Genomic DNA, 20,689 nt, shown 5'->3' on the forward strand with positions numbered 1-20,689 from the left:
AGGGTTCCTCGACCGAAATCGGAGGAATCTCGTGCAACGACAGACCCGTGTCGCTCGAACAGTGGCGATGATCGCCATCGCCGCGACGACGATGGTCGGGCTGGTCGGGTTGGCCGGTCCAGCGCAGGCCGACCCTGCGTTCTCGGTGTCCGGGACGTTGACCGGCAAACCGTCCGCCACAGCCGCCGCTGTCCCGCTCGCCGGCGTCGAGGTCTACCTCAGTGGCCTCGCGGGAAACTACGTTTCCGCGTACGCGTACACCGACGCGGCGGGGCACTGGTCGATCTCCGAGATGGACGACCACTCCAGCGGCGCCGACGACGTCCCGCTCGCCGCGGGCTCGTACACGGTCCAGTTCAACTGCGCCACCAGCGGCAGGAGCAGCTGCAACCACGACTACGTCGTGGAGTACCTCGGCCACACGCTCCTGTCGAGTGACTCGACCAAGGTCACACTGACTGCAGCCCACCCGACGGCGGTCGCCGACGACGAACTCGCTCGGGGCGCGGCGGTCTCGGGCACGGTGACCACCGCCGACGGCACGCCGATCGCCGGCGCGTCGGTGTCGGCGAACCCGGTGGGTGGCTTCTCGAACAGCCACACGACCACGGCCGCCGACGGCAGCTACACCCTCGACCAACTGACGACGACGAACGACGTCATCAGCGCGGGCTTCTACGACTCCGCGCACCCCGACGCGCACGGTTTCCCGATCCGGTACAGCACGCAGTGGTGGGACCACGCCTCCACGCAGGGTGCCGCGACGCCGGTCCCGCTGGTCCCGGCCTCCACGAAGCCCGACATCGACTTCGCGCTGTCCGTCACGCCGTTCGTGAGCGGGCGGGTGGTCGACGCCGCGGGGAACGGTGTCCCCGCACTCACCATGGTCCCGATGCGCTTCGATCCGGGCACCGACCAGTTCGTCGGGCCGAGGTCGGGTCCGAACGAGACCGACGCGCAGGGGTACTTCCGGCTCACTGGCGACCTCGGTTCCGCGACCCGGTACAAGCTGCTGTTCTCCGACTCGCTCGGCAGCGACGACGAGAACCCGCAGACCCGGACTCCGTTCGAGACGACCTGGTACCGCGACGCCGCTTCGTTCGACGAAGCGACCGTCATCACCGTGCCGACGAGCGGGAGCGCGGACCTCGGCACGATCCCCGTCTCCCCGCACACGGGTGCGTTGCGCTTCATCGGCAACCCGGTCATCCAGCAGGACCAGTTCCAGGACGGCTTGCTCGTGGTCAGTGGTGTCGCCGCCTCCCCGGGGACGGCGAGGAGCACTGCTCAGTGGTACCGCGACGGCACTGCGATCAGCGGAGCGACGAGCTACTCGTACACGCCGGTCGCAGCGGACGTGGGGACCGTCCTCACCGTCACCGTCACCGCGAAGCTCGGCACCGAGACGGCCTCTGCGACGTCCGCGGGGTACGAGGCGCCGTCGGACGAGTAGTCGCTCGGACCGCTCTCCGCAGTGACGAGTGCCGGGCGCTCGACGTGCCGGAGCGCGCGCGTTCAGACGGCGGGGTCGCCGTGGCGGCGACCGGGCGACGTCCTGGAGGCGCGTGCCGGGCCCGCCACGGGCCTCCAGTCCGCCCTGCAGTCGCGTCTCGAGCGTGACGGACGTCCGTCAGGTCCGTCAGGTCCGTATCGGCGCCGGCGCCGGTGCCGTCAGCGGCGGCGGGCGAACAGCCGTGGCCCGCGCAGGCGGAGCCGCATCGTGACGGTGCCGAGCCAGCGGTCGTACTTGTAGCCGACCTTGCCCATCCGGCCGACCTCCTCGAAGCCGAGCCGCTCGTGCAGCCGGATCGACGCCTCGGCCTGCCGGTCCGCGATGACCGCCACCACCTCGCGCACCCCGGCCGACCGGCACTCGTCCAGCAGGGCCTCCATCAGCGCACGGCCGAGGCCCTTGCCACCGGACGCGGCACCGAGGTAGATCGAGTCCTCGACGACGTGGTTCGAGCGGTCCCGCGGGTTCCACGCGTCGACCAGCGCGTACCCGAGGATCTGCCCGGCGGGGTTCTCCGCGACCAGGAACGGCAGCCGGCGCTTGCGGATGTCGTCGTAGCGCTTCTTCCACGCGGCGTACGTGAACGCCGACGGGTCGAAGGTCACCGACGAGTTCCGGACGTAGTGCGTGTGGATCTCGCGCACGTGGGGCAGGTCCCCCACCTCGGCCGCACGGATGCGGTACTCGAAGGCCGTCTCGGTCGCCGCCGGGGCACGCAGGTGTCGCGGCAGGACCCGCCGTCGCTGGTATTCCTCCTCGAGCACGTGCCGAGCCTACTGAGCGGGCAGCGTCCAGTCGACGGGCGGTGCGCCCTGCGACTCGAGCAGGGCGTTCACCTGCGAGAACGGGCGGCTGCCGAAGAACCCGCGGGACGCGCTGAGCGGACTCGGGTGGGCCGAGGCGACGACCGGGGTGTCGCCGAGGAGCGGCCGCACCGACCCGGCCTGGGCGCCCCAGAGCACGGCCACGAGCGGGGTACCGCGGGCGACGAGCGCTCGGACCGCCTGGTCGGTCACCGCTTCCCAGCCCTTGCCGCGGTGGCTGCCGGCCTCACCCGCCTGCACGGTGAGCACCCGGTTGAGCAGCAGCACGCCCTGGTCGGACCACGCCCGCAGGTCACCGTGCGCGGGCGGTGTCACCCCGAGGTCGTCGGACAGCTCGCGGTAGATGTTCGCCAGGCTCCGCGGCACCGGACGGACCGCGGGGTCGACGGCGAACGACAGGCCGATCGGGTGGCCCGGCGTCGGGTAGGGGTCCTGGCCGACGACCAGCACCTTGACGGCGTCGAACGGGGTCGTGAACGCGCGCAGGACGTCACCGCCGGCGGGCAGCCAGTGCCGACCCGCAGCGGTCTCGTCACGGAGCCACGTACCGATCCGGTGCACGTCGTCCTCGACCGGGGCGAGCGCCGACGCCCAGCCGGGGTCGACCAGGTCGGCGAGCGGCCGCGGTTCCACGTCGGCTACGCGCCCATGGTGGCGACGGACACCGACTCGTCGCCGGCCATCACGCGCCAGACGCTGCCGGTCCCCCGGACCTCGAGCGCCCCTTCACCGACGACGAGCGTGGTGTCCTCGTCGATCGCGAGCCCAGCGGTGACGAACTCGGCCTCGGCGCTGGCGATGAGCCGCGCGAGCGTGCCGGCTTGCACCGCGTGGACGTCGATCGTCAGGTCGACCAGCCCGAGGCCCTCGCGGAGCTCGACCTCGTCCAGGCCCTCGGACGCGGCCTCGGGGCAGATCTCGACGCCACCGATGCGCCAGCCGCCCACCAGGGCACGGTCGGCGGCGATCATCGCGCCGGCCGAGTAGCCGAGGTAGGGCAGACCGTCGGAGACGAGCAGGCGGAGCTGGTCCACCAGCGGCGCGATCGCCGCGAGGTAGTCGGGCGTGACACCGCCGCCGATCACCAGGGCGTCGACGTCGCTCAGGACCGTCGTGTCGAAGACCTGGCCGGCAGCGACCTCGGTGACGAGCACCTCGGCTGTTCGCGGACCGCCGAGGACCTCGGCGATGTCGGCGGTCGATGCCGGGCTGCCGCCGTCCGGGCCCGCCACGGAGAGCAGGGCGATGCGGGGGACGCTGCGGCCGACCGCCGCCGAACGGGCGGTGGCCTCGGCGAGGAACGGCGCGGCGGCGTCCGAGGCGGCGAACAGCCCGCCGCCGACCAGGTGGATGCTCACGACTCGGCCGTCACGGGCGCCAGGGCGCTCCACGGGAACGTGATCCAGCCGTCGACCCGGCGCCACACGTGGTCGGGCTCCAGGACGGTGCCGGGCTTCGAGTACAGGCAGGCGCTCCGGACGTCGCCGCCGGCGTTCCGGATGATGTCGACCACCAGGCGCAGGGTGCGGCCGGAGTCGGACACGTCGTCGACCACCAGGACCCGCTTGCCGGCCAGGCTCGGGGCGTCGAGGGCGGGGGCGAGCACGACCGGCTCCTCCAGCCGCTGCTCGACGTCGGTGTAGAACTCGACGTTGATCGAGCCGCACTCCTTGGTGCCGAGGGCGTACGCCACGGCGCCGGCGATGATCAGTCCGCCGCGGGCGACCGCGACGACGACCTCGGGCTCGAAGCCACTGGACAGGACGTCCTTGGCGAGCAGGCGTGCGGCGTCACCGAACTCCAGCCAGCCGAGTACCTCGGGCCCGCTCGTCACGGTCACGGTGGACGGAGCCGCGGGCTCGGGTTCGCTGCTGATCGGCATCCGACCACGGTACCGGCAGGGAGCCCACGCCCGCGACCCGCGCCCGCCGCCCGGGCGCTGCGCGGGTCGCCGCGGTGCGCGGCGCGGGTGGCACGGGTGGCACGGGTGGCACGGCGTACCGGCTGCTCAGCGCGGCGTCAGCGGGCCGCGCGCCAGCTTGTGCTGTGCCGACTGCGCCACCGGCCGGATCGTCACCAGGTCGAGGTTCACGTGCGGCGGCAGCTCCACCGCGTGCACGATCGCCTCGGCGACGTCGTCGGCCACCAGCGGCTCCGGCACGTCGTCGTACACCGCGGCGGCCTTCTGCTCGTCGCCGCGGAACCGGGTGAGCGCGAACTCGTCGGTCTTCACCATGCCCGGCGCGATCTCGACGACCCGGATCGGCTCGCCGTTCAGTTCGAGCCGGAGTGCGCCGACCAGGGCGTGCTCTGCGAACTTCGCCGCGTTGTAGCCGCCGCCGTTCTCGTACGCGACGAACCCGGCGGTGCTGGTCACCGTGACGATGTCGGCTCCCCCGGACACCCGAGCCCGGTCGCGCAGGTGCGGCAGCAGCGCGGAGACCACTCGCTTCGTGCCGATCACGTTGACCTCGAACATGGCGCGCCAGTCGTCGACGTCGGACTCCTCGACGCTCGCCGAGCCGAACGCCCCGCCGGCGTTGTTCACCAGGACGTCGGCGCCGCCGAGGTCCGCGACCCGCGCGGCGAGCGCCGTCACGTCGTCGGCGTCCGTGATGTCGGCCACCAGGGTGTCCGCCCCGGTCTGGGCGGCGAGCGCTTCGAGCTTCGCGGTGCGGCGGGCCACGGCGAGCACGTCCCAGCCCCGCGACCGGAACAGCCGGACGGTGGCCGCCCCGATGCCCGAGCTCGCTCCGGTGACGACTGCGCGCCGTGCTGCCATGTGATCTGCCTCCTGCGTCGGTGACCGGAGCACGTGGTGGCCCGGTCCGTCCACCGTACCGAGCGGGACGGTTCCGGCACCGCACCAGGCCGTCCAGGTCACGATCCGGTAACGTGACCGGCGATGACGACGGATGCCGCCCCTCCCGCCCCCTCGGCCCCGGCGACGCAGCTCGAGCCCGGTCGAGCCCCGCGCCGGATCCCGATGTGGGACACCGCGCGCTTCGTCGCGGTCACGCTCGTGGTCATCGGCCACGCGATCCAGCGGCAGACGCCGGCGAGCGAGCACGCCCTGGCGCTCTACACGTTCATCTACGCGTTCCACATGCCGGCGTTCGGCGTGATCAGCGGGTACTTCTCGTCGGCGGACACCCCGACGGCGAAGCGGATGCGCCGGACGATCACGGACATCGTCGTGCCGTACATCATCATGCAGACGATCTGGACCGTGGTGCAGGGCATCGTCGAGGGCGGCAAGGACTTCAACCCGACACAGCCGACGTGGACCCTGTGGTTCCTGCTGGCCCTCGGCATCTTCAAGCTGATCCTGCCGTACCTGGCGCAGCTGCGGTGGCCGCTGTTCTGGGCGGTCGTGTTCAGCATCGGCGTCGGGTACTTCGACAACGTCGACTCGACGCTCTCGCTGTCCCGTGCGATCAGCCTGCTGCCGTTCTTCCTGCTCGGCTGGCAGGTCAAGCAGTGGGGCGTCTTCGACCGCTGGTACGAGGCGTCGCGCCGCACGGTCGTCCGGGTGCGGGTGGCGGCCGCCGTGGTGTTCGCTGCGTGGGCGGTGTCGTGCGCGGTCTGGATCCCGCAGTTCAAGGAGTTCGACCTGCACCACTGGTTCTTCTACGACGACTCCTACTCGGGGCTCGGCGAGGACGCCTGGTGGGCCGGCGCGGTGCGCTTCGGCCTGATGCTGCTCGCGACGCTGCTGACGGCGTCGTTCCTGGTGCTCATCCCCCGCCGGAACGTCTGGATCACCCGGTTCGGCGCCGCGACGATGTACGTCTACCTGCTCCACACGTTCGTGCTCTACCCGATCCGGGAGTCCGGCGTCCTGGCAGGCGAGCACTCGGCCTGGCCGTTCGTGCTGCTGATGGTCGTCATCGCCTGCGTCGTCAGCCTCTTCCTGGCGCAGCCCTTCGTGCGGCGCGGGATGCGCTGGCTGCTCGAGCCGAAGGTCGACTGGCTGTTCCGCCGCGACGCCGCGTAGCGGTGCCACCCCGCACCGTGCGCGTTCCTCCGGCCGGTGCGAGCTTGCCTGTTCGGTGCGGCGCGGCAGCTCCGCACCGGACCACCGACCTCGCACCGTCCGACGGAACCCCGCACCGTGCGCGTTCCTCCGGCCCGTGCGAGCTTGCCCGTCCCGTGCGGCGCGGCAGCGCCGCACCGAACCACCGACCTCGCACCGTCCGACGGTGACAGCACGGTGCGGACGGACGGCCGGGAGGCCCGCGGCGCGTCGGGCGCGCGCGTTACGTCCCGAGGCGGGTGCGCTGGTGTGGACCCGGCCACCTGCGTACCGTGACCGGGGACGCAGCGCCGCACGTGCCTCCCGGCCGACGGCGCGACCGCACGAGAACCGCACCCGACAGGAGCACCGATGAGCACGAACGACGCCGCCGCCTGGCAGTTCGAGACCACCCAGGTCCACGCCGGCGCGCAGCCGGACCCGACCACGGGGGCCCGAGCGACGCCGATCTACAAGACGACCTCGTACGTCTTCGCGAACTCGGACGAAGCGCGCGACGTGTTCGCGCTCGCCAAGCCGGGCAACATCTACTCCCGGATCACGAACCCGACGAACGACGTCGTCGAGCAGCGGATCGCGGCGCTCGAAGGCGGTTCGGGGGCCCTGCTCGTCGCGTCCGGCCAGGCTGCCGAGACCTACGCGGTCCTGAACATCGCCGGGGCGGGCGACCACATCGTGTCGTCGTCGTCGATCTACGGCGGCACGTACAACCTGTTCAAGTACACGCTGGCGAAGCTCGGCATCGAGACGACGTTCGTCGAGGACCAGGACGACCTCGAGGAGTGGCGCCGCGCCGTCCGCCCGAACACGAAGCTGTTCTTCGCCGAGACCATCGGCAACCCGAAGATCAACGTCCTCGACATCACCGGCGTCAGCGACGTCGCGCACGAGTCCGGTGTCCCGCTGATCGTCGACAACACCATCGCGACGCCGTACCTGATCCGTCCGTTCGAGCACGGTGCCGACATCGTCGTGCACTCGGCCACGAAGTTCCTCGGCGGACACGGCACCGTCATCGGCGGGCTCATCGTCGACGGCGGGACGTTCGCGTGGTCGCAGCATGCCGACCGGTTCCCGGAGTTCAGCACCCCCGACCCGTCGTACCACGGTGCGGTCTTCACCGAGGCCGTCGGCGACGCGCTCGCCTACATCGTCAAGGCCCGGGTGCAGCTGCTCCGTGACCTCGGCGCCTCGAACTCGGCGGACACGGCGTTCGCGCTGCTGCAGGGCATCGAGACCCTGTCGCTCCGCATCGAGCGGCACGTGTCCAATGCCCAGGAGATCGCGGAGTGGCTCGACCAGCACCCCGACGTCGCCACCGTCGCCTACGCGGGCCTGCCGACGTCGCCCTGGTACGCGGCCGCGAACCGGTACGCGCCGAAGGGCGTCGGTGCCGTGCTGTCGTTCGAGCTCAAGGGCGGGGTGCCCGCGGGCAAGGCGTTCGTCGACAACCTGCAGCTGTTCTCGCACCTGGCGAACATCGGTGACGTCCGTTCCCTCGTCATCCACCCGGCGTCGACCACGCACTCGCAGCTCACGCCCGAGCAGCAGCTCACCACCGGGGTCACGCCCGGCCTGGTGCGACTGTCGGTCGGCATCGAGAACATCGCCGACCTGAAGGCAGACCTCGAGGCCGGGCTCGCCGCGGCCCGGGCGGTCGCGCAGGAGAGCCAGCGCGCGTAGGGCTCGCCGCGCCGCCGGCACCACTCGCTCGATGCGTGTGGATGTTGCGACGTCCCACGTGTCGATCGACGCGTGGGACGTCGTTCGTTGCACACGCATCCGGTACGTGTGCATGATGCGACGATCCACGAGTCGAACAACGCGCACGATGTCGGAACATGCGCACACACGGCCGCGGCACCCGGGCCCGGGGCGCGGCGACGCGCCGAGGTGACGTAACACGGCGGCGGCGACCCGCGCCTCCCGGCAGACTGGACGCACCATGGACTGGCAGACGACCCCCGAGGACTCCGTGCCGTCCACCCTGGTGCCCGGCACCGAACTCGGCACCCTGGGCAAGCCGCCCGTGACCGGCGCCTGGCGCCCCGGCGACCACCCGGGCGCACGGCACTTCGCGTCGCTCGGCGAGCAGTGGGTGCGCGGCGGCCGCCTGCCGTCCGTGCGCGTGGCGTACGAGACGTGGGGCACGCTCAACGCGGCTCGCGACAACGCCGTGCTCGTCCTGCACGCGCTCACCGGGGACTCGCACGTCACGGGGGCCGCCGGCCCCGGACACCGCACCGCCGGCTGGTGGGGCGACGTCGTCGGACCCGGCCGGGCGATCGACACCGACCGGTGGTTCGTGATCGCGCCGAACATGCTCGGCGGCTGCCAGGGCACCACCGGACCGTCGTCGGTGTCGCCGACGGGCGCGGAGTGGGGTTCGCGGTTCCCGTTCCTGACGGTGCGGGACCAGGTCGAGGTGCAGGCGCAGCTCGCCGACCGGCTCGGCATCGACACCTTCGCAGCCGTCGTCGGCGGATCGATGGGCGGCATGCACGCCCTCGAGTTCGCGGTCTCGCACCCGGCGCGGGTCGGGCGGCTGGCGGTCCTGGCGTCGACGGCGCAGACCACCGCCGACCAGATCGCGGCGAACTCGCTGCAGCGGGCGGCGATCCAGATGGACCCGGCGTTCGCGGGCGGCGACTACTACGAGGCCGACACCGGCGAGGGGCCGCACCGCGGACTGTCGTTGGCACGGCGGATGGCGCTCATGACCTACCGGGCCTCGGACGAGCTGAACAGCCGCTTTGCGCGGTCCTGGCAGAGCGACGTCTCACCGCTCGGCGACGACGGACGGTTCTCGGTGGAGAGCTACCTCGACTTCCACGGCAACAAGTTCACCCGGCGGTTCGACGCCTCGAGCTACGTGACGCTGACGTACGCGATGGACTCGCACGACGTCGGTGCCGGGCGCGGCGGGGTGGCGGCGGCGCTGGCGCTCGTGACCGCGCGGACCCTGGTCGTGGGCATCTCGAGTGACCGGCTGTTCCCCGTCGAGGACCAGCACCGGATCGCCGCAGGCGTGCCGGACGCGCTCGACGGTGACACCGCGGCGGTGATCGAGAGCGAGTTCGGACACGACGGGTTCCTCATCGAACACGAGCAGGTCGGGGCGCACCTGCGGCGGCTGCTCGAGTCCTAAACCGGTGCCGCAGAGCGCGGGCGGCGCGCCGAAGACCCCCCAACGGGTGGCGCGCGTGGAATGATGGCGTGGAGCTCGGCACTGACCGACGCTCGGTTTCCCGCTCCACCCAGATCGTCACCAACCAGGACATCGATGGACTTCATCGCACAGGAACGCGACCGCTTGCTGCGGTCGGCGACCCGTGTCGTGGGCATCGTCTGCGCGCTCGTCAGCGTCGTGGGCATCGTCTCCGCTGCAGCCGTGCCCGTGCCGGTCCTCATCGGCGCACTCCTGTGCATCGCCGCGATGATCACCGCGCTGGTGTGCTTCGGCCGCGGCGGCGAAGTGTGGTGGACCGCCGCCGTCGTCGTCGCCGGGCTCGCCACCATGGTGCTGCTCTTCACCGGCGTCGACGACACGGCCCGGCCGCTCATCGCCAGCGCCGTGATGCCCCTGGCCGCCGGCGGGCTCTCGGCACCGCTGATGGCGCAGCGCGGGCACCCGTTTGGGCTCGGCATCACCATCGCCGGAGGCGGCGTGGTCGTCGTGCTCATGGTCTGGGGTTCGGGTTCGATCCTGTCGACCCCGGTCAGCGGCGCACTGCTCGGGTGGATCCTGATGGCCGTCGTGGCGATCTGGATCTCGCGCAGCATCCCCCGCGTGGCCCGCCGGATCTACAGCATCGGCACCGCCCACCGCGCCGAACGGCAGGCCAGCGAGACCGAGGCGCAGCGACGCCAGGGTGCCCGCCTGCTGCACGACACCGTGCTCGCGACCCTGACGCTGCTCGCCCACTCCGGCGTCGGGGTCTCCGAGCAGGCGATGCGCGAGCAGGCCGCCGAGGACGCCCGGCTGCTGCGGCACCTGCGCCTCGGCGCGACCCCGCAGCCCTCGCAGTCCGGCGACTACTCGCTCACCCGCGAAGAGGAATCACCGCTCGGGCAGACCCTCGAATCGGTCAAGCAGCGCTTCGGCCGGATGGGCCTCGAGGTCAGCTGGCACGGCACCGGGCAGGTCCTGCTGCCGTCGAACGTGCTCGACGCGTTCCTGCTCGCACTCGGCGAGTGCCTGGAGAACGTCCGTCGGCACGCCGGCGTCGGCGAGGCACACGTCACGATCGTCCACGACAACGAGGTCGTTCGAGCCATGGTCACCGACTCCGGTGTCGGCTTCGACCTGACCACCGTCAGCGCCGAACGCCTCGGGTTCAAGGAGAGCGTCGTGAACCGTCTGCGCGAGGTCGGCGGCGACGCGAAGCTCTTCTCCGCGCCGGGCTCCGGCACCACCGTCGTCCTGGAGGCACCGCGATGAGCCGGATCCCCGAGGACACCATCGGCCGCAGTCTGCCCGGCGAGACCGCTCCGCCGGCGCCCCGCACCCGTCGCGAGGCGCGCGAGCGCTACCGCACGAGCGAGCGCCGCCAGGCCCGAGGACTCCCCTCGACGTCCACCGGCGCCCGGTCCCTGCGCCAGGCCGCCAAACCAGGCGCGTCACTCGGTGCCGGGTACCTGGGCCTCGGCGCCGCGATCCTCACCGCGATCGAAGCCGTCGCCGGCATCGCGTTCTTCCTGGTGCGCTGGAACGAGTACTCCGACCCGTTGCTGCCCACGGTCGCCTGGGTGCTCTACATCGTCGCGGCCGTCGGGGTCGGGCTCAGCGTCCTGACCTACGGCGAACGGCTGACGGGGCCGGCGTTCGCGCTGATCTGCGTCGTGCTGGCCTGCGTGGTCACGCTCGACTTCATCGGCATCTGGCCCGAGCACGACATCGCCCACACCGCGAGCGCCTCGATGGCAGCCGGGTTCGCGTTGCTGCCGATCGCCACGCTCCGACCCGCCCGCGAGGTCGCCGCCGCCATCGGCGTGCTCGGCATCGCGTTCGTGGTGATGGCCGTCGTGTCGACGCCGATCACGCACGACACCCTGCCCGGCATCGTGTCCCTGCTCTCGCTCGTCGTCGTGCCGCCGTCGCTCGCCCTGTACGTCGTGCAGCGGTTCCGCCAACTCGTGCAGCGTGAGCTCGACCGGGTGCTCGTGCAGAGCAACGTGCAGGCGCCGCAGTTCGCCGTCGGCATGCTCGCCTCGGACGAGCTCGCCCGGCTCGACCTCGCCGCCGAGAAGCTGCTCGACGCCGTCGCGAACGGCACCGACCCGCTGCCGTTGTCCGACGCCTCGAGCTCCGTCGCCGCGTCCCTCGCCACCGAGCTCCGTCTGCACCTGATCGAGGGCCGCCGTGAGACCTGGCTCTACCACGCGATCACCGAGTCCGACCACCTCGGTCGTTCGGTGAGCGTCGCGGACCCGACCGCCCTGGCCGGACACCTCTCCCCCACGCAGCGCGACGGCCTGCTGCAGGCGATCTGGCAGATGGTCGGCGACGGCCGTACCGCGCAGCCCGGCATGCCCGTCGTCTCGGTCACGCTCGGCCCGATCGGCTCCGACGGCCACCCGGTCAGCGACGACACCATGGACGTGCCCGTCGTCATCGAGTCCCGCGGGGTGCCCCGGCGCAGCCTCGGCCCGACGGCCTGGAGCGCCCTGCAGCGCATCGGCCAGTACACCGAGACCGTTCGCGACGGCACGCTGCACATCGTCGCGCACTGCGTCGTGAACCGACATCCGTCGATGTAACTGTCGGACACCAGCACGCCTCACCCGCTTCCGGCCGGGATCCTCCTAGGATCGGCCGAGCAATCCGCACCGAGAAAGGACGCCAGCATGGCGACTCCAGAGGAACCGATCCGACTCGCACTGGTCGACGACCACAGGATGCTCCTCGGCGCGCTCACGGAGTGGATCCGGAACGCCGCCGACGACATCACCCTGGTCGCCGCCGTCACGACCTGGCCGGAGCTCCTGACGAGCCCCGCGTTCCCGGTCGACGTGGTGCTGCTGGACCTGGACCTCAAGGACTCCATCCCGGTGTCGCTGAAGATCTCGACGCTCAAGACCGCCGGCGTCAAGACCGTCGTGATGAGCACCTACTCGGAGCCGAACGTCGTGCGCGAAGCCCTGGGCGCCGGCGCCCTCGGCTACCTGGTCAAGAGCGAGGACGCCGACATGATCGTCGAGGCGATCCGCTCCGCCCAGCGCGGCGAGCAGTACGTCTCGGCCGAGCTCGACCTCGCCATCAACAGCGGCGACGTCGGCGGCGTCCCGAAGCTCAGCGCGCAGGAGCGTCGTGTGATGGCCCTGTACGGCGGCGGCGAGCCCGTCAAGAGCGTCGCCTACCAGCTCGGCATCTCCGAGGAGACCGCGAAGAGCTACCTCAAGCGGATCCGCGAGAAGTACCGCGTCGCCGGTTTCGACGTCGGCACGAAGGTGGCGCTCCGGAAGCGGGCGATCACCGACGGCATCATCGTGCAGGACGGCAGCCCCCTGGGGCTCTGACGCGCGTCGCGTCGCGCATCGAGTGAGCAGAAGACGTCGGGTCCCGTCACGGAACCCGACCTCTTCTGCTCACTCGGGGCGGTCTTCCGCGCCACGTGACGGACGGGAGGCCCGTGGCGGCGCCGCCACGGGCCTCCCGTCCGGTGGGTGCGTACGCGCACCCCGCGTGTCAAGCCGTCGGGACCGGTGCGGTGATCGGACCGGTGGACGGCGACGAGGAACGGACAGCGCGTCGGGTGCTCCGCCGTTCGACGGCGTAGCTCGCCATCGTGACGAGCACACCGAGCAGCGCCAGGCCGATGCCGAGCCAGCCCGGGGCGAGGAACCCGAAACCGGCCGCGATGACGGCGCCGCCCAGGGCCGCACCGATCGAGTTGCCGATGTTGAACGCCGAGTGGTTCAGCGCCGCCGCGATCGTGCGCGCATCGCCCGCGACGTCCATCAGGCGCGACTGCACCGCCGGCGGGATGGCCGACGAGGTCGCCCCGAGCAGGAACGCGCCGAGCAGCATGCCCCAGAGCCACTGCGCCGTGAGGACCGTGATGAGCAGGGCGCCGATGAGCGAGAACATGCCGACGTAGATGGTGCGCTTCACGCTGTGGTCGGCCAGGTGTCCGCCGAGGACCCCGCCGACGACCATGCCGATGCCCACGACGACGAGCACGATCGGCACGAACGACTCCGACATCCCGGTGACGTTCTGCACGAGCGGCGAGATGTACGAGTAGACGGCGAAGAAGCCACCGAACCCGACGGCGCCGAGGCCCATCACGATCCACACCTGGGGCACGCGGAACGCCCGGAGCTCACGGCCGATCGTGGCGTGCTCGTCGCGGGCGCTCTTCGGCACGAAGGCCGCGACGGCCAGGAACGTCAGGGCGAACAGTGCGGCGACGACGCCGTACGCGACCCGCCAGCCGGCCATCTGGCCGACCCAGGTGATCGCGGGGACACCGACGACGTTCGCGACCGACAGACCGAGCAGCACCATGGCGATGCCCTTGCCGCGCTTGCCCGGACCCATCATGTCGCCGGCGACGATCGAGGCGATGCCGAAGTAGGCGCCGTGCGGCAGCCCGGCCACGAAGCGGGCGACGAGCACCAGGCCGAACGAGGGCAGCAGGGCGCTCGCGATCGTCGCCACGACGAAGCCGACGAGCAGCACGAGGATCAGGCCCTTGCGGGGGAACCGGGCGGACATCGCGGCGATGGTCGGTGCACCGACCACCACCCCGAGGGCGTACGCGCTGACGAGCCAGCCGGCGTGGGCGATCCCGGCGTCGGGGTCGATGCCGTACTGCTCGGGGAGCAGGGCTTGCGCGATGTTCGGCAGCAGACCCATCGCGACGAACTCGGTCGAGCCGATGGCGAAGCCACCGAGGGCGAGCGAGATGAGCGCGAGGGTGCGACGCGCAGGCGTGAGCTGTGACATGGGGCCTGTTCTGTGCGGGAGGGAGATAGAACTGTCCGCAGTGCGGGACCGCGGCGATCGGGAACGCGGCGACGGCTGCAGCCGGTTCGGCAGACCGGTCCGCGCAGTGCGTGCGTGCGACGGTCGATCACGCCGTCACGACCAGAGGTGCCGGTCCGGGTTCAGCGACGAACGGGACGGTCCGGGCGGCGTCGTGGGTGACTGCCGCGACGACCCGGTCTCAGCAGTGTAGACCGCTCCAAAGGGCGAACGGAAGCGCACGCAACTACAGTGGCTGGAACGGGCCGCGCTTCCGGCCGGGCGCTCCTGGCGAGCACCGAGGCGCTGCGGTCGAACGATGCGCACGACACGGACGGGGGCGGTGGACCGGTGACGCGGAGGAACAGGGCGGGCTTCTCTGGCGTCCTGGCGGTGAGTTCACTGCTGCTCGCAGCCTGCTCCGGGGTGCCCGCCACGCCGAGCCCCGGAGACGTCCAGCAGGGATTCGTCGGAACGTGGGCACAGGACGACCGGGGGCAGTCGGTGCTGGTGCTGGCCGAGGACAGCACATTCCGGGCGCAGGACTTCCCCGCTGCCCTGGTCTGCGACGGCTCGGGGAACGGCGGGTACCAGCTCGACGCCTGCAGGTCCCGCCCGAGCACCGTGTCGGCCGACGGCACATGGACCGTGGCCGAAGGGCAGTTCGGCGTGGTCCGGCTCCACAGTGGCGAGAAGTCGTTCGCCACTGCGTACCAGCATCACACGAGCTTCTTCGGCCATGACTTCGTGCTCGGGTTCTACACGGGGTCACTCGAACGGCCGGAGCCGGACTACGTGTTCGAGCGGGTGCAGCAGCGCGCGGAAGGCGTGCACGGGGCGCTCGAGCGCTGAGAGCACCGCCCCGACCCGTGACGGTCAGGCTGCGCGGCGACCCTGCCCGGCGACACCGCTCGACGCACCCTGCAGATCGGGCAGCTCGTCACGGTGCACCCATCCGGTGCCGCACTCCGCGCAGCTCGCCCAGGCGTTCTCGCCCTGTTCGTCCGTGTCGATGACGACCGTTCGCAGGTCGCAGTCGGGGCACCACCCATCGTGCATCATCACGCGCTCCTCATCGTCGTCTCGGAGGCCACCGGAAGTGGCTCGATGCCGACCATGAGACACCCGGCCACCGACATCCGAGGGACCGGTCCGGCGTGTCGGGCGACGGCGCCGCGGGCTACTCGCCGAGCGCGGCCTCGAGCCGTTCGAGCTTGCCGTCGATCTCGCCGGTGTGCCCGGGGCGGATGTCGGCCTTGAGCACGAGCGACACCCGCGTGCCGTACGCACCGACGGCCTCGGTGGCGCGCTTGACGACGTCCATGACCTCGTCCCACTCCCCCTCGATCTCGGTGAACATCGACGAGGTGCGGTTCGGCAGCCCGCTCTCGCGCACCACGCGGACAGCGGCCGCGACGGCATCGTGCACGGATCCGTCGGACGTTGCAGCGGGACCACCGGACGGAGCGACGGAAAAGGCGACGATCATGCGTCCATCCTGCCCGGCTCGGGCTGGTCGTGCACGGACGGCGACGAGCGCGCCGGCACCCGTCCGGGCCCCGCAGCCCGCCCCATCCGCACCAGCACGACCACGCTCCACACCAGGATCGCGACCTCGAGTACGTTCCGCACCGTGAGCACCACGAGGATCCACGGCTGCACGCCGAGCAACTGGTCGTAGTAGCCCGGGTAGATCACCTGCGTGAGCAGCGCCATCGGCAGGGCGGTCACCGCGATCGGCACGAACCGGCGCGCACTGGGGGTGCCTGCGGCGAGCCCCCACACGATCGGCACCGCGAACCAGCCGATGTACTGCGGCGACCCCACCTTGTTCGTCGCGATGAGCGCGGCCACGAACAGGAGCGCGAGCACCGGCGCGAGCTCGGCCCGACGGGCACCGCGGCGGGCGGCCCAGAGCGCGAGCACGACCCCCGCCACCACGACGACGGCCATCAACGGCGTCGACACCGCGGCGGCGGCGGACGTGCCGGCACCGGACACCTCGAAGGTCAGGATCTCCTGGTTGTAGAACACCGCTGCCCCCGGAACGCCGGAGGCTGCGGCCCACATGAACGGCGTCGCGAGCGGCGACTCGATCTGCAGCGCGCGACCGGTCTGCTCGCCGATGAACGACACCAGGAACGGCGCACCACCCCACAGCACGTCGACGAGCACGATCAGCGCACTCAGCACCAGCGCACCGGCGAGCACGCCACGGCGATGTCCACGACGCACCAGCAGCAGCACCGCGACGAGTGCCGCCGGCCACACCTTCGTCCACGCACCGGCGGTGAACAGCGCGGAGGCAACGGCCGGCCTCGAGGCCACGAACGCCACCCCCACCAGCGCGAACGCCGTCGCGACGGTGTCGATCCGGCCCAGTGCGATCGGCCCGAGCACGAGCAGGAACAGCAGCCACCACCAGGCGACCCGCACGCCGTGCACGCCGAAGCGGTCCGACGACCCCACTCGCGCCCGGAACCGCCACAGGAACGCGCACGCCGCGGCGTCGAGCAGCACCATCAGCAGCAACCAGCCGGTGCCGATCGACTCGACGCCCCCGAGCGCCGCTGCGGCCATCGGCACGATCGCCAGGATCGGGTACACCCACGCGCCGTCGATGCCCACCCAGAAGTCCGCGCTCCGCCCGGTCTCGATCCAGCGGCTGTAGGTGATGGTCACGTCACCGAGCGGCAGGTTCGCCGACACGAGGGTCAGCCACCACAGGAAGCCGTGCACGGCGACGAACGCCAGGACGAAGCCGGCGAGTTCGAGCCACCGGGTCGAGGTCCTCTGCACCGGACGAGCGTAGCGGCACGGCCGGAGACGATCCCTGCCACGGACTCAGGGTCTCCCGAGCATGACGTGTCACCGTTCAGCTCGTGACCTCCGACACCCCGCGCAAGCGCCGCAAGGCCGTCATATGGATCTCCGTCATCGCCGCCGTCGTCGTCCTCGGCGTCGTCGGCGCGGTGGTCTTCACGAACGTCTACACGAGCAACGAGAACGCGAAGGCCTCGGCCGCCCCGTCGGTCGCGGCGACGCGCGAGGCCTCCACCCTCGACGACACGGACCTGTCCGGCGAGTGGACGGTCGGCGGCGACTCCGAGGCCGGGTACCGCGTCCACGAGGTCCTGAACGGCTCGGACGTCACCGTCACCGGCCGCACCGACAGCGTCTCGGGCACCGCGACCGTCGACGGCACGAGCATCACCGCCGCGAAGATCACGGTGCAGGTCGGCGACATCACCACCGACTCGGACCAGCGCGACTCGTACTTCCGCGACTCCGCCATGGACACCGCGGCCTTCCCCGAGGCCACGTTCGAGCTCACCGCACCGATCGCCGACGCGGTGCCGAGCGGCTCCGACACGACGACCGTGACGGCCCCCGGCACGCTCACGCTGCACGGCGTCACGAAGCAGGTCACCGCGAAGCTGCAGGTCGGCCTGAACGGCGACGGCGTCGACATCTCCGGCTCGGTCCCGATCACCTTCTCGGACTACGGCGTGCAGGCGCCGAGCCTGGGGTTCGTCAAGGTCGACGACGCCGGTTCCGTCGAGTTCCTGGTGCACGCCACCCCCGCGACCTGACGTCCGCGACGCGCGTCACGCCCGTGACGTGACCGCCGAACCCACTGCGTTCGCATCCTTCGACAGAACACGCGTCGATCACCTCGTGGATCGTCGGAAGGTGCACGCGCACCGACCGCTACCCGCGCGCGTCCCCGTCCACGACGAGGTCCCGGACGACCCCGGGCAGCTCGGCGATGAGCGTCGTCATCGGGAACGGCCCGCCGCCGGACGCCCGTCGCGCCGCCAGCCCGTGCACCACCGCGGCCGACGCGGCCAGGTGCGCGAGGTCGGACGGCGTCAGCGACGAACCGGCAGCCTCGACGGCGCCCTGCCGCGCGGCGACGAGTGCCCCGAGGACCCCGCCGAGCACGTCCCCGGCGCCGGCGGCCGCGAGCCACGGCGTCGCCGACGACGCCACCAACCGCACCGACCCGTCCGGGGTGACCACGTGGGTCCGCTCCCCCTTGAGCAGCACGACGCTGCCGGACCGCTCGGCCGCACGGAGCGCCGCGGCGGCCGGGTCCTGCTCGATGTCGGCGCGATCCGCCCCCAGGAACGAAGCGAGCTCACCGGCGTGCGGGGTGAGCACTGCGAGTGTCCCGAGGTCGACGAGCGGGATCGCCCCGGCGTCGACGACGACCGGGACGCCGTCGTCAGAGGCGTGCGAGAAGCCCGACGCAGTCGCCTCGTCCAGGTCGCCGAGCGACGGCGCCGAGATGCCGGAGCCGACGAGCCAGGCCTGCACGCGTCCCCCACCGGACACGACCTCGGGGCGGCGGGTGAGCACGTGGTCGGTGGCGCGTGCAGGTCCGACGTACCGGACCATGCCGACGCCGGTGTGCACGGCGGCGTCGACCCCGAGCACGGCGGCGCCGGGGTACTGGTCGGACCCGGTCGCGATGCCGAGCACCCCGCGCCGGTACTTGGTGGACTCCCCCGTCGGCGCGGTGACCCACGCGGCGGCATCGGACGGTCGGACGGGCACGAAGTCGTTCACCGGTCCCACGTTACGGTGGAGGCCATGAGCCTGTTCCTGCCTGGTCGCGTGGTGGTCTTCGACTACGGCGAGGTGATCAGCCGGACGCCGCACGCCTCGCGGGACGCCCTGGTGGCCGCCACCGGTGTCCCGGCGGAGGAACTGTTCCCGGTGTACCAGGAGCTCCGGCACGACCTGGACCGCGGCGACCTGTCCGTCGTGGCGTACTGGCGTGCCATCGCGGAACGGACCGGACGGAACTGGAGCATCTCCGAGATCCACCGGTTCTGGGCGATCGACTTCACCGGGTGGTTCGAGGTCGAGCCGGAGACGCTCGACATCGTCGAGGAGCTGCACGACGCCGGCACCCGCGTCGCCCTGCTCTCGAACGCGGGCTTCGACTTCGGCGACCCGTACCGACGGTCCCCGATGGGATCGCTGTTCGAGACCGTCGTGGTGAGCGCCGAGGAGCACGTCCTGAAGCCGGCGGCATCCATCTACCGCGACACCTGTGCGCGCTTGGGAATCGAGCCGGGTCAGATGGTGTTCGTGGACAACAGGGCCGAGAACGCCACCGGTGCGGAAGCGATCGGGGCGGTCGGCCACCACTACACGTCGCCGGCGTCGCTGCGGTCGTTCCTGACGGAACTGGCCGAGGCACCGGCACCCGTCCTCTGAGGAGCCCGCGTGACGCACGCCCTGTTCGACCCGATCACCGTCCGTGACCTGACCGTCCGCAACCGCATCTGGGTCTCCCCGATGTGCCAGTACTCGGTGGACCAGCAGGACGGCGTGCCGACCCCGTGGCACCTCGTGCACCTGGGCGGGTTCGCGAAGGGCGGTGCCGGCGCGGTCGTGGTCGAGGCGACGGGCGTCGTGCCCGAGGGACGGATCACCCCGCAGGACCTGGGGCTGTGGAACGACCAGCAGCGCGACGCCTACAAGCCGATCGTCGACTTCCTGCACGAGCAGGGCGCCGCAGCGGGCATCCAGCTGGCGCACGCCGGCCGCAAGGCCTCGACGTACCGCCCCTGGGACGCGACGCACGGCACAGTCCCCGCCGACCAGGGCGGCTGGACCACCGTCGCCCCGTCAGCCGTGGCGTTCGACGGCTACGACGTGCCCCGCGAGCTCGCGGTCGAGGACATCCGCGTCGTCGCGCTCGCCTTCGCCCAGTCCGCCCGCCGCGCGGTGGAGGCCGGGTTCGACCTGGTCGAGATCCACGCCGCCCACGGGTACCTGCTGCACCAGTTCCTGTCGCCGCTGAGCAACCAGCGCACCGACCAGTACGGCGGCTCGCTCGAGAACCGTGCCCGCGCGCTGCTCGAGGTCGTCGACGCCGTGCGTGCCGAGGTCGGCGAGGGCTTCCCGATCGTCGTCCGCTTCTCGGCCACCGACTGGGTCGACGGCGGGCTCACGCTCGACGAGACCACGGTCGTCGCCCGCTGGGCCGCCGAGCACGGTGCCGACCTGGCCGACGTGTCGACCGGCGGCAACGTCGCGAGCGCGCCGATCCCGGTCGGCCCCGGCTACCAGGTACCGCACGCCGCAGCGATCAAGCGCGACGCCGGCATCCCGACCATCGCGGTGGGGATGATCTCCGAGGCGTTCCAGGCCGAGCAGATCGTCGCGACCGGCCTGGCCGACGTGGTGATGATCGGGCGCGAGATGCTCCGCGACCCGTCGTTCGCGCTCCGCGCCGCGCTGGAACTCCGCGTGGCGGTCGACTATGAGCCGCAGCAGTACCACCGCGCGCGGATCACGGCGTAGACGGCGGACCGGATCTGTACGGTTCC

Annotated in this window: 21 protein-coding genes; 11 read left to right on the forward strand and 10 right to left on the reverse strand. The window is 71.7% G+C overall.

Annotated elements, in window-relative coordinates:
• Window positions 1-31: 31 nt before the first annotated feature.
• A complete protein-coding gene (locus ACL00U_RS10085) occupies window positions 32-1,453 on the forward strand; it encodes a carboxypeptidase-like regulatory domain-containing protein (RefSeq protein ID WP_259495524.1) in 1,422 nt (473 codons plus the stop codon).
• A gap of 218 nt (window positions 1,454-1,671) precedes the next feature.
• On the opposite strand, the gene ACL00U_RS10090 is transcribed toward ACL00U_RS10085, so the two are convergent.
• The 5 genes from ACL00U_RS10090 to ACL00U_RS10110 all read right to left on the reverse strand — a co-directional run bounded on the left by ACL00U_RS10090 (window position 1,672) and on the right by ACL00U_RS10110 (window position 5,119).
• On the reverse strand, window positions 1,672-2,277 hold the full coding sequence (locus ACL00U_RS10090; RefSeq protein WP_042539612.1) for a GNAT family N-acetyltransferase: 606 nt from the start codon (window positions 2,275-2,277) through the stop codon (window positions 1,672-1,674).
• Between the two features lie 9 nt (window positions 2,278-2,286).
• Entirely contained in the window at window positions 2,287-2,970 is a 684-nt protein-coding gene (locus tag ACL00U_RS10095; RefSeq protein WP_214585180.1) for a uracil-DNA glycosylase, read from the reverse strand.
• A gap of 5 nt (window positions 2,971-2,975) precedes the next feature.
• Window positions 2,976-3,695 (reverse strand): Type 1 glutamine amidotransferase-like domain-containing protein, encoded by a 720-nt coding sequence (locus ACL00U_RS10100; RefSeq protein ID WP_071250994.1) that lies wholly within the window; start codon window positions 3,693-3,695, stop codon window positions 2,976-2,978.
• Complete coding sequence (locus ACL00U_RS10105; RefSeq protein ID WP_017888175.1) at window positions 3,692-4,219, reverse strand: phosphoribosyltransferase; 528 nt, start codon at window positions 4,217-4,219, stop codon at window positions 3,692-3,694. Before ACL00U_RS10105 ends, ACL00U_RS10100 begins: the two co-directional genes overlap by 4 nt.
• A 126-nt stretch (window positions 4,220-4,345) precedes the next feature.
• Window positions 4,346-5,119, reverse strand: coding sequence for an SDR family oxidoreductase (locus ACL00U_RS10110; RefSeq protein WP_031260283.1), 774 nt, complete (start codon window positions 5,117-5,119; stop codon window positions 4,346-4,348).
• A gap of 123 nt (window positions 5,120-5,242) precedes the next feature.
• Between ACL00U_RS10110 and ACL00U_RS10115 the strand changes: the two genes are divergently transcribed.
• From ACL00U_RS10115 to ACL00U_RS10140, 6 genes are all read left to right on the forward strand, one after another.
• On the forward strand, window positions 5,243-6,334 hold the full coding sequence (locus tag ACL00U_RS10115; protein WP_017888177.1) for an acyltransferase family protein: 1,092 nt from the start codon (window positions 5,243-5,245) through the stop codon (window positions 6,332-6,334).
• Between the two features lie 390 nt (window positions 6,335-6,724).
• A complete protein-coding gene (locus ACL00U_RS10120; RefSeq protein WP_017888178.1) occupies window positions 6,725-8,056 on the forward strand; it encodes a bifunctional o-acetylhomoserine/o-acetylserine sulfhydrylase in 1,332 nt (443 codons plus the stop codon).
• A gap of 262 nt (window positions 8,057-8,318) precedes the next feature.
• Entirely contained in the window at window positions 8,319-9,521 is a 1,203-nt protein-coding gene (metX, locus tag ACL00U_RS10125; protein WP_412873353.1) for a homoserine O-acetyltransferase MetX, read from the forward strand.
• 135 nt (window positions 9,522-9,656) lie between these two features.
• Window positions 9,657-10,814 (forward strand): sensor histidine kinase, encoded by a 1,158-nt coding sequence (locus ACL00U_RS10130; RefSeq protein ID WP_214563629.1) that lies wholly within the window; start codon window positions 9,657-9,659, stop codon window positions 10,812-10,814.
• Window positions 10,811-12,133, forward strand: a complete 1,323-nt coding sequence (locus tag ACL00U_RS10135; protein ID WP_017888181.1) for a hypothetical protein — start codon at window positions 10,811-10,813, stop codon at window positions 12,131-12,133. Before ACL00U_RS10130 ends, ACL00U_RS10135 begins: the two co-directional genes overlap by 4 nt.
• An 87-nt stretch (window positions 12,134-12,220) precedes the next feature.
• Window positions 12,221-12,892, forward strand: coding sequence for a response regulator transcription factor (locus ACL00U_RS10140; RefSeq protein WP_017888182.1), 672 nt, complete (start codon window positions 12,221-12,223; stop codon window positions 12,890-12,892).
• 169 nt (window positions 12,893-13,061) lie between these two features.
• On the opposite strand, the gene ACL00U_RS10145 is transcribed toward ACL00U_RS10140, so the two are convergent.
• Window positions 13,062-14,324 carry an MFS transporter gene (locus ACL00U_RS10145; protein WP_017888183.1) on the reverse strand — a complete coding sequence of 421 codons (1,263 nt, stop codon included), beginning with the start codon at window positions 14,322-14,324 and terminating at the stop codon, window positions 13,062-13,064.
• A 411-nt stretch (window positions 14,325-14,735) separates the two neighbouring features.
• Between ACL00U_RS10145 and ACL00U_RS10150 the strand changes: the two genes are divergently transcribed.
• Window positions 14,736-15,194, forward strand: a complete 459-nt coding sequence (locus ACL00U_RS10150) for a hypothetical protein (protein ID WP_412873354.1) — start codon at window positions 14,736-14,738, stop codon at window positions 15,192-15,194.
• A 24-nt stretch (window positions 15,195-15,218) separates the two neighbouring features.
• Here ACL00U_RS10150 and ACL00U_RS10155 read toward each other — a convergent pair whose 3' ends face one another.
• The 3 genes from ACL00U_RS10155 to ACL00U_RS10165 all read right to left on the reverse strand — a co-directional run bounded on the left by ACL00U_RS10155 (window position 15,219) and on the right by ACL00U_RS10165 (window position 17,141).
• A complete protein-coding gene (locus ACL00U_RS10155) occupies window positions 15,219-15,407 on the reverse strand; it encodes a hypothetical protein (protein WP_412873355.1) in 189 nt (62 codons plus the stop codon).
• A 115-nt stretch (window positions 15,408-15,522) separates the two neighbouring features.
• Entirely contained in the window at window positions 15,523-15,831 is a 309-nt protein-coding gene (locus tag ACL00U_RS10160; RefSeq protein ID WP_017888186.1) for a thiamine-binding protein, read from the reverse strand.
• Window positions 15,828-17,141: a glycosyltransferase 87 family protein gene (locus tag ACL00U_RS10165; protein WP_412873356.1), complete on the reverse strand. Its 1,314-nt coding sequence runs from the start codon at window positions 17,139-17,141 to the stop codon at window positions 15,828-15,830. Before ACL00U_RS10165 ends, ACL00U_RS10160 begins: the two co-directional genes overlap by 4 nt.
• Before the next feature lie 83 nt (window positions 17,142-17,224).
• Here ACL00U_RS10165 and ACL00U_RS10170 point away from each other — a divergent pair, with 83 nt between their 5' ends.
• Window positions 17,225-17,935: a YceI family protein gene (locus ACL00U_RS10170; protein ID WP_412873357.1), complete on the forward strand. Its 711-nt coding sequence runs from the start codon at window positions 17,225-17,227 to the stop codon at window positions 17,933-17,935.
• A 118-nt stretch (window positions 17,936-18,053) separates the two neighbouring features.
• Here the strand turns inward: ACL00U_RS10170 and ACL00U_RS10175 are convergent, their stop codons facing one another.
• Window positions 18,054-18,914, reverse strand: a complete 861-nt coding sequence (locus ACL00U_RS10175; RefSeq protein WP_412873358.1) for an NAD(P)H-hydrate dehydratase — start codon at window positions 18,912-18,914, stop codon at window positions 18,054-18,056.
• Window positions 18,915-18,938: 24 nt separating this feature from the next.
• Here ACL00U_RS10175 and ACL00U_RS10180 point away from each other — a divergent pair, with 24 nt between their 5' ends.
• Window positions 18,939-19,571 (forward strand): HAD family hydrolase, encoded by a 633-nt coding sequence (locus ACL00U_RS10180; RefSeq protein WP_017888190.1) that lies wholly within the window; start codon window positions 18,939-18,941, stop codon window positions 19,569-19,571.
• A 9-nt stretch (window positions 19,572-19,580) separates the two neighbouring features.
• On the forward strand, window positions 19,581-20,663 hold the full coding sequence (locus tag ACL00U_RS10185; protein ID WP_017888191.1) for an NADH:flavin oxidoreductase/NADH oxidase: 1,083 nt from the start codon (window positions 19,581-19,583) through the stop codon (window positions 20,661-20,663).
• Window positions 20,664-20,689: the final 26 nt, after the last annotated feature.

It is taken from the genome of Curtobacterium poinsettiae (genome assembly GCF_047226435.1).
Lineage (GTDB): Bacteria > Actinomycetota > Actinomycetes > Actinomycetales > Microbacteriaceae > Curtobacterium > Curtobacterium poinsettiae.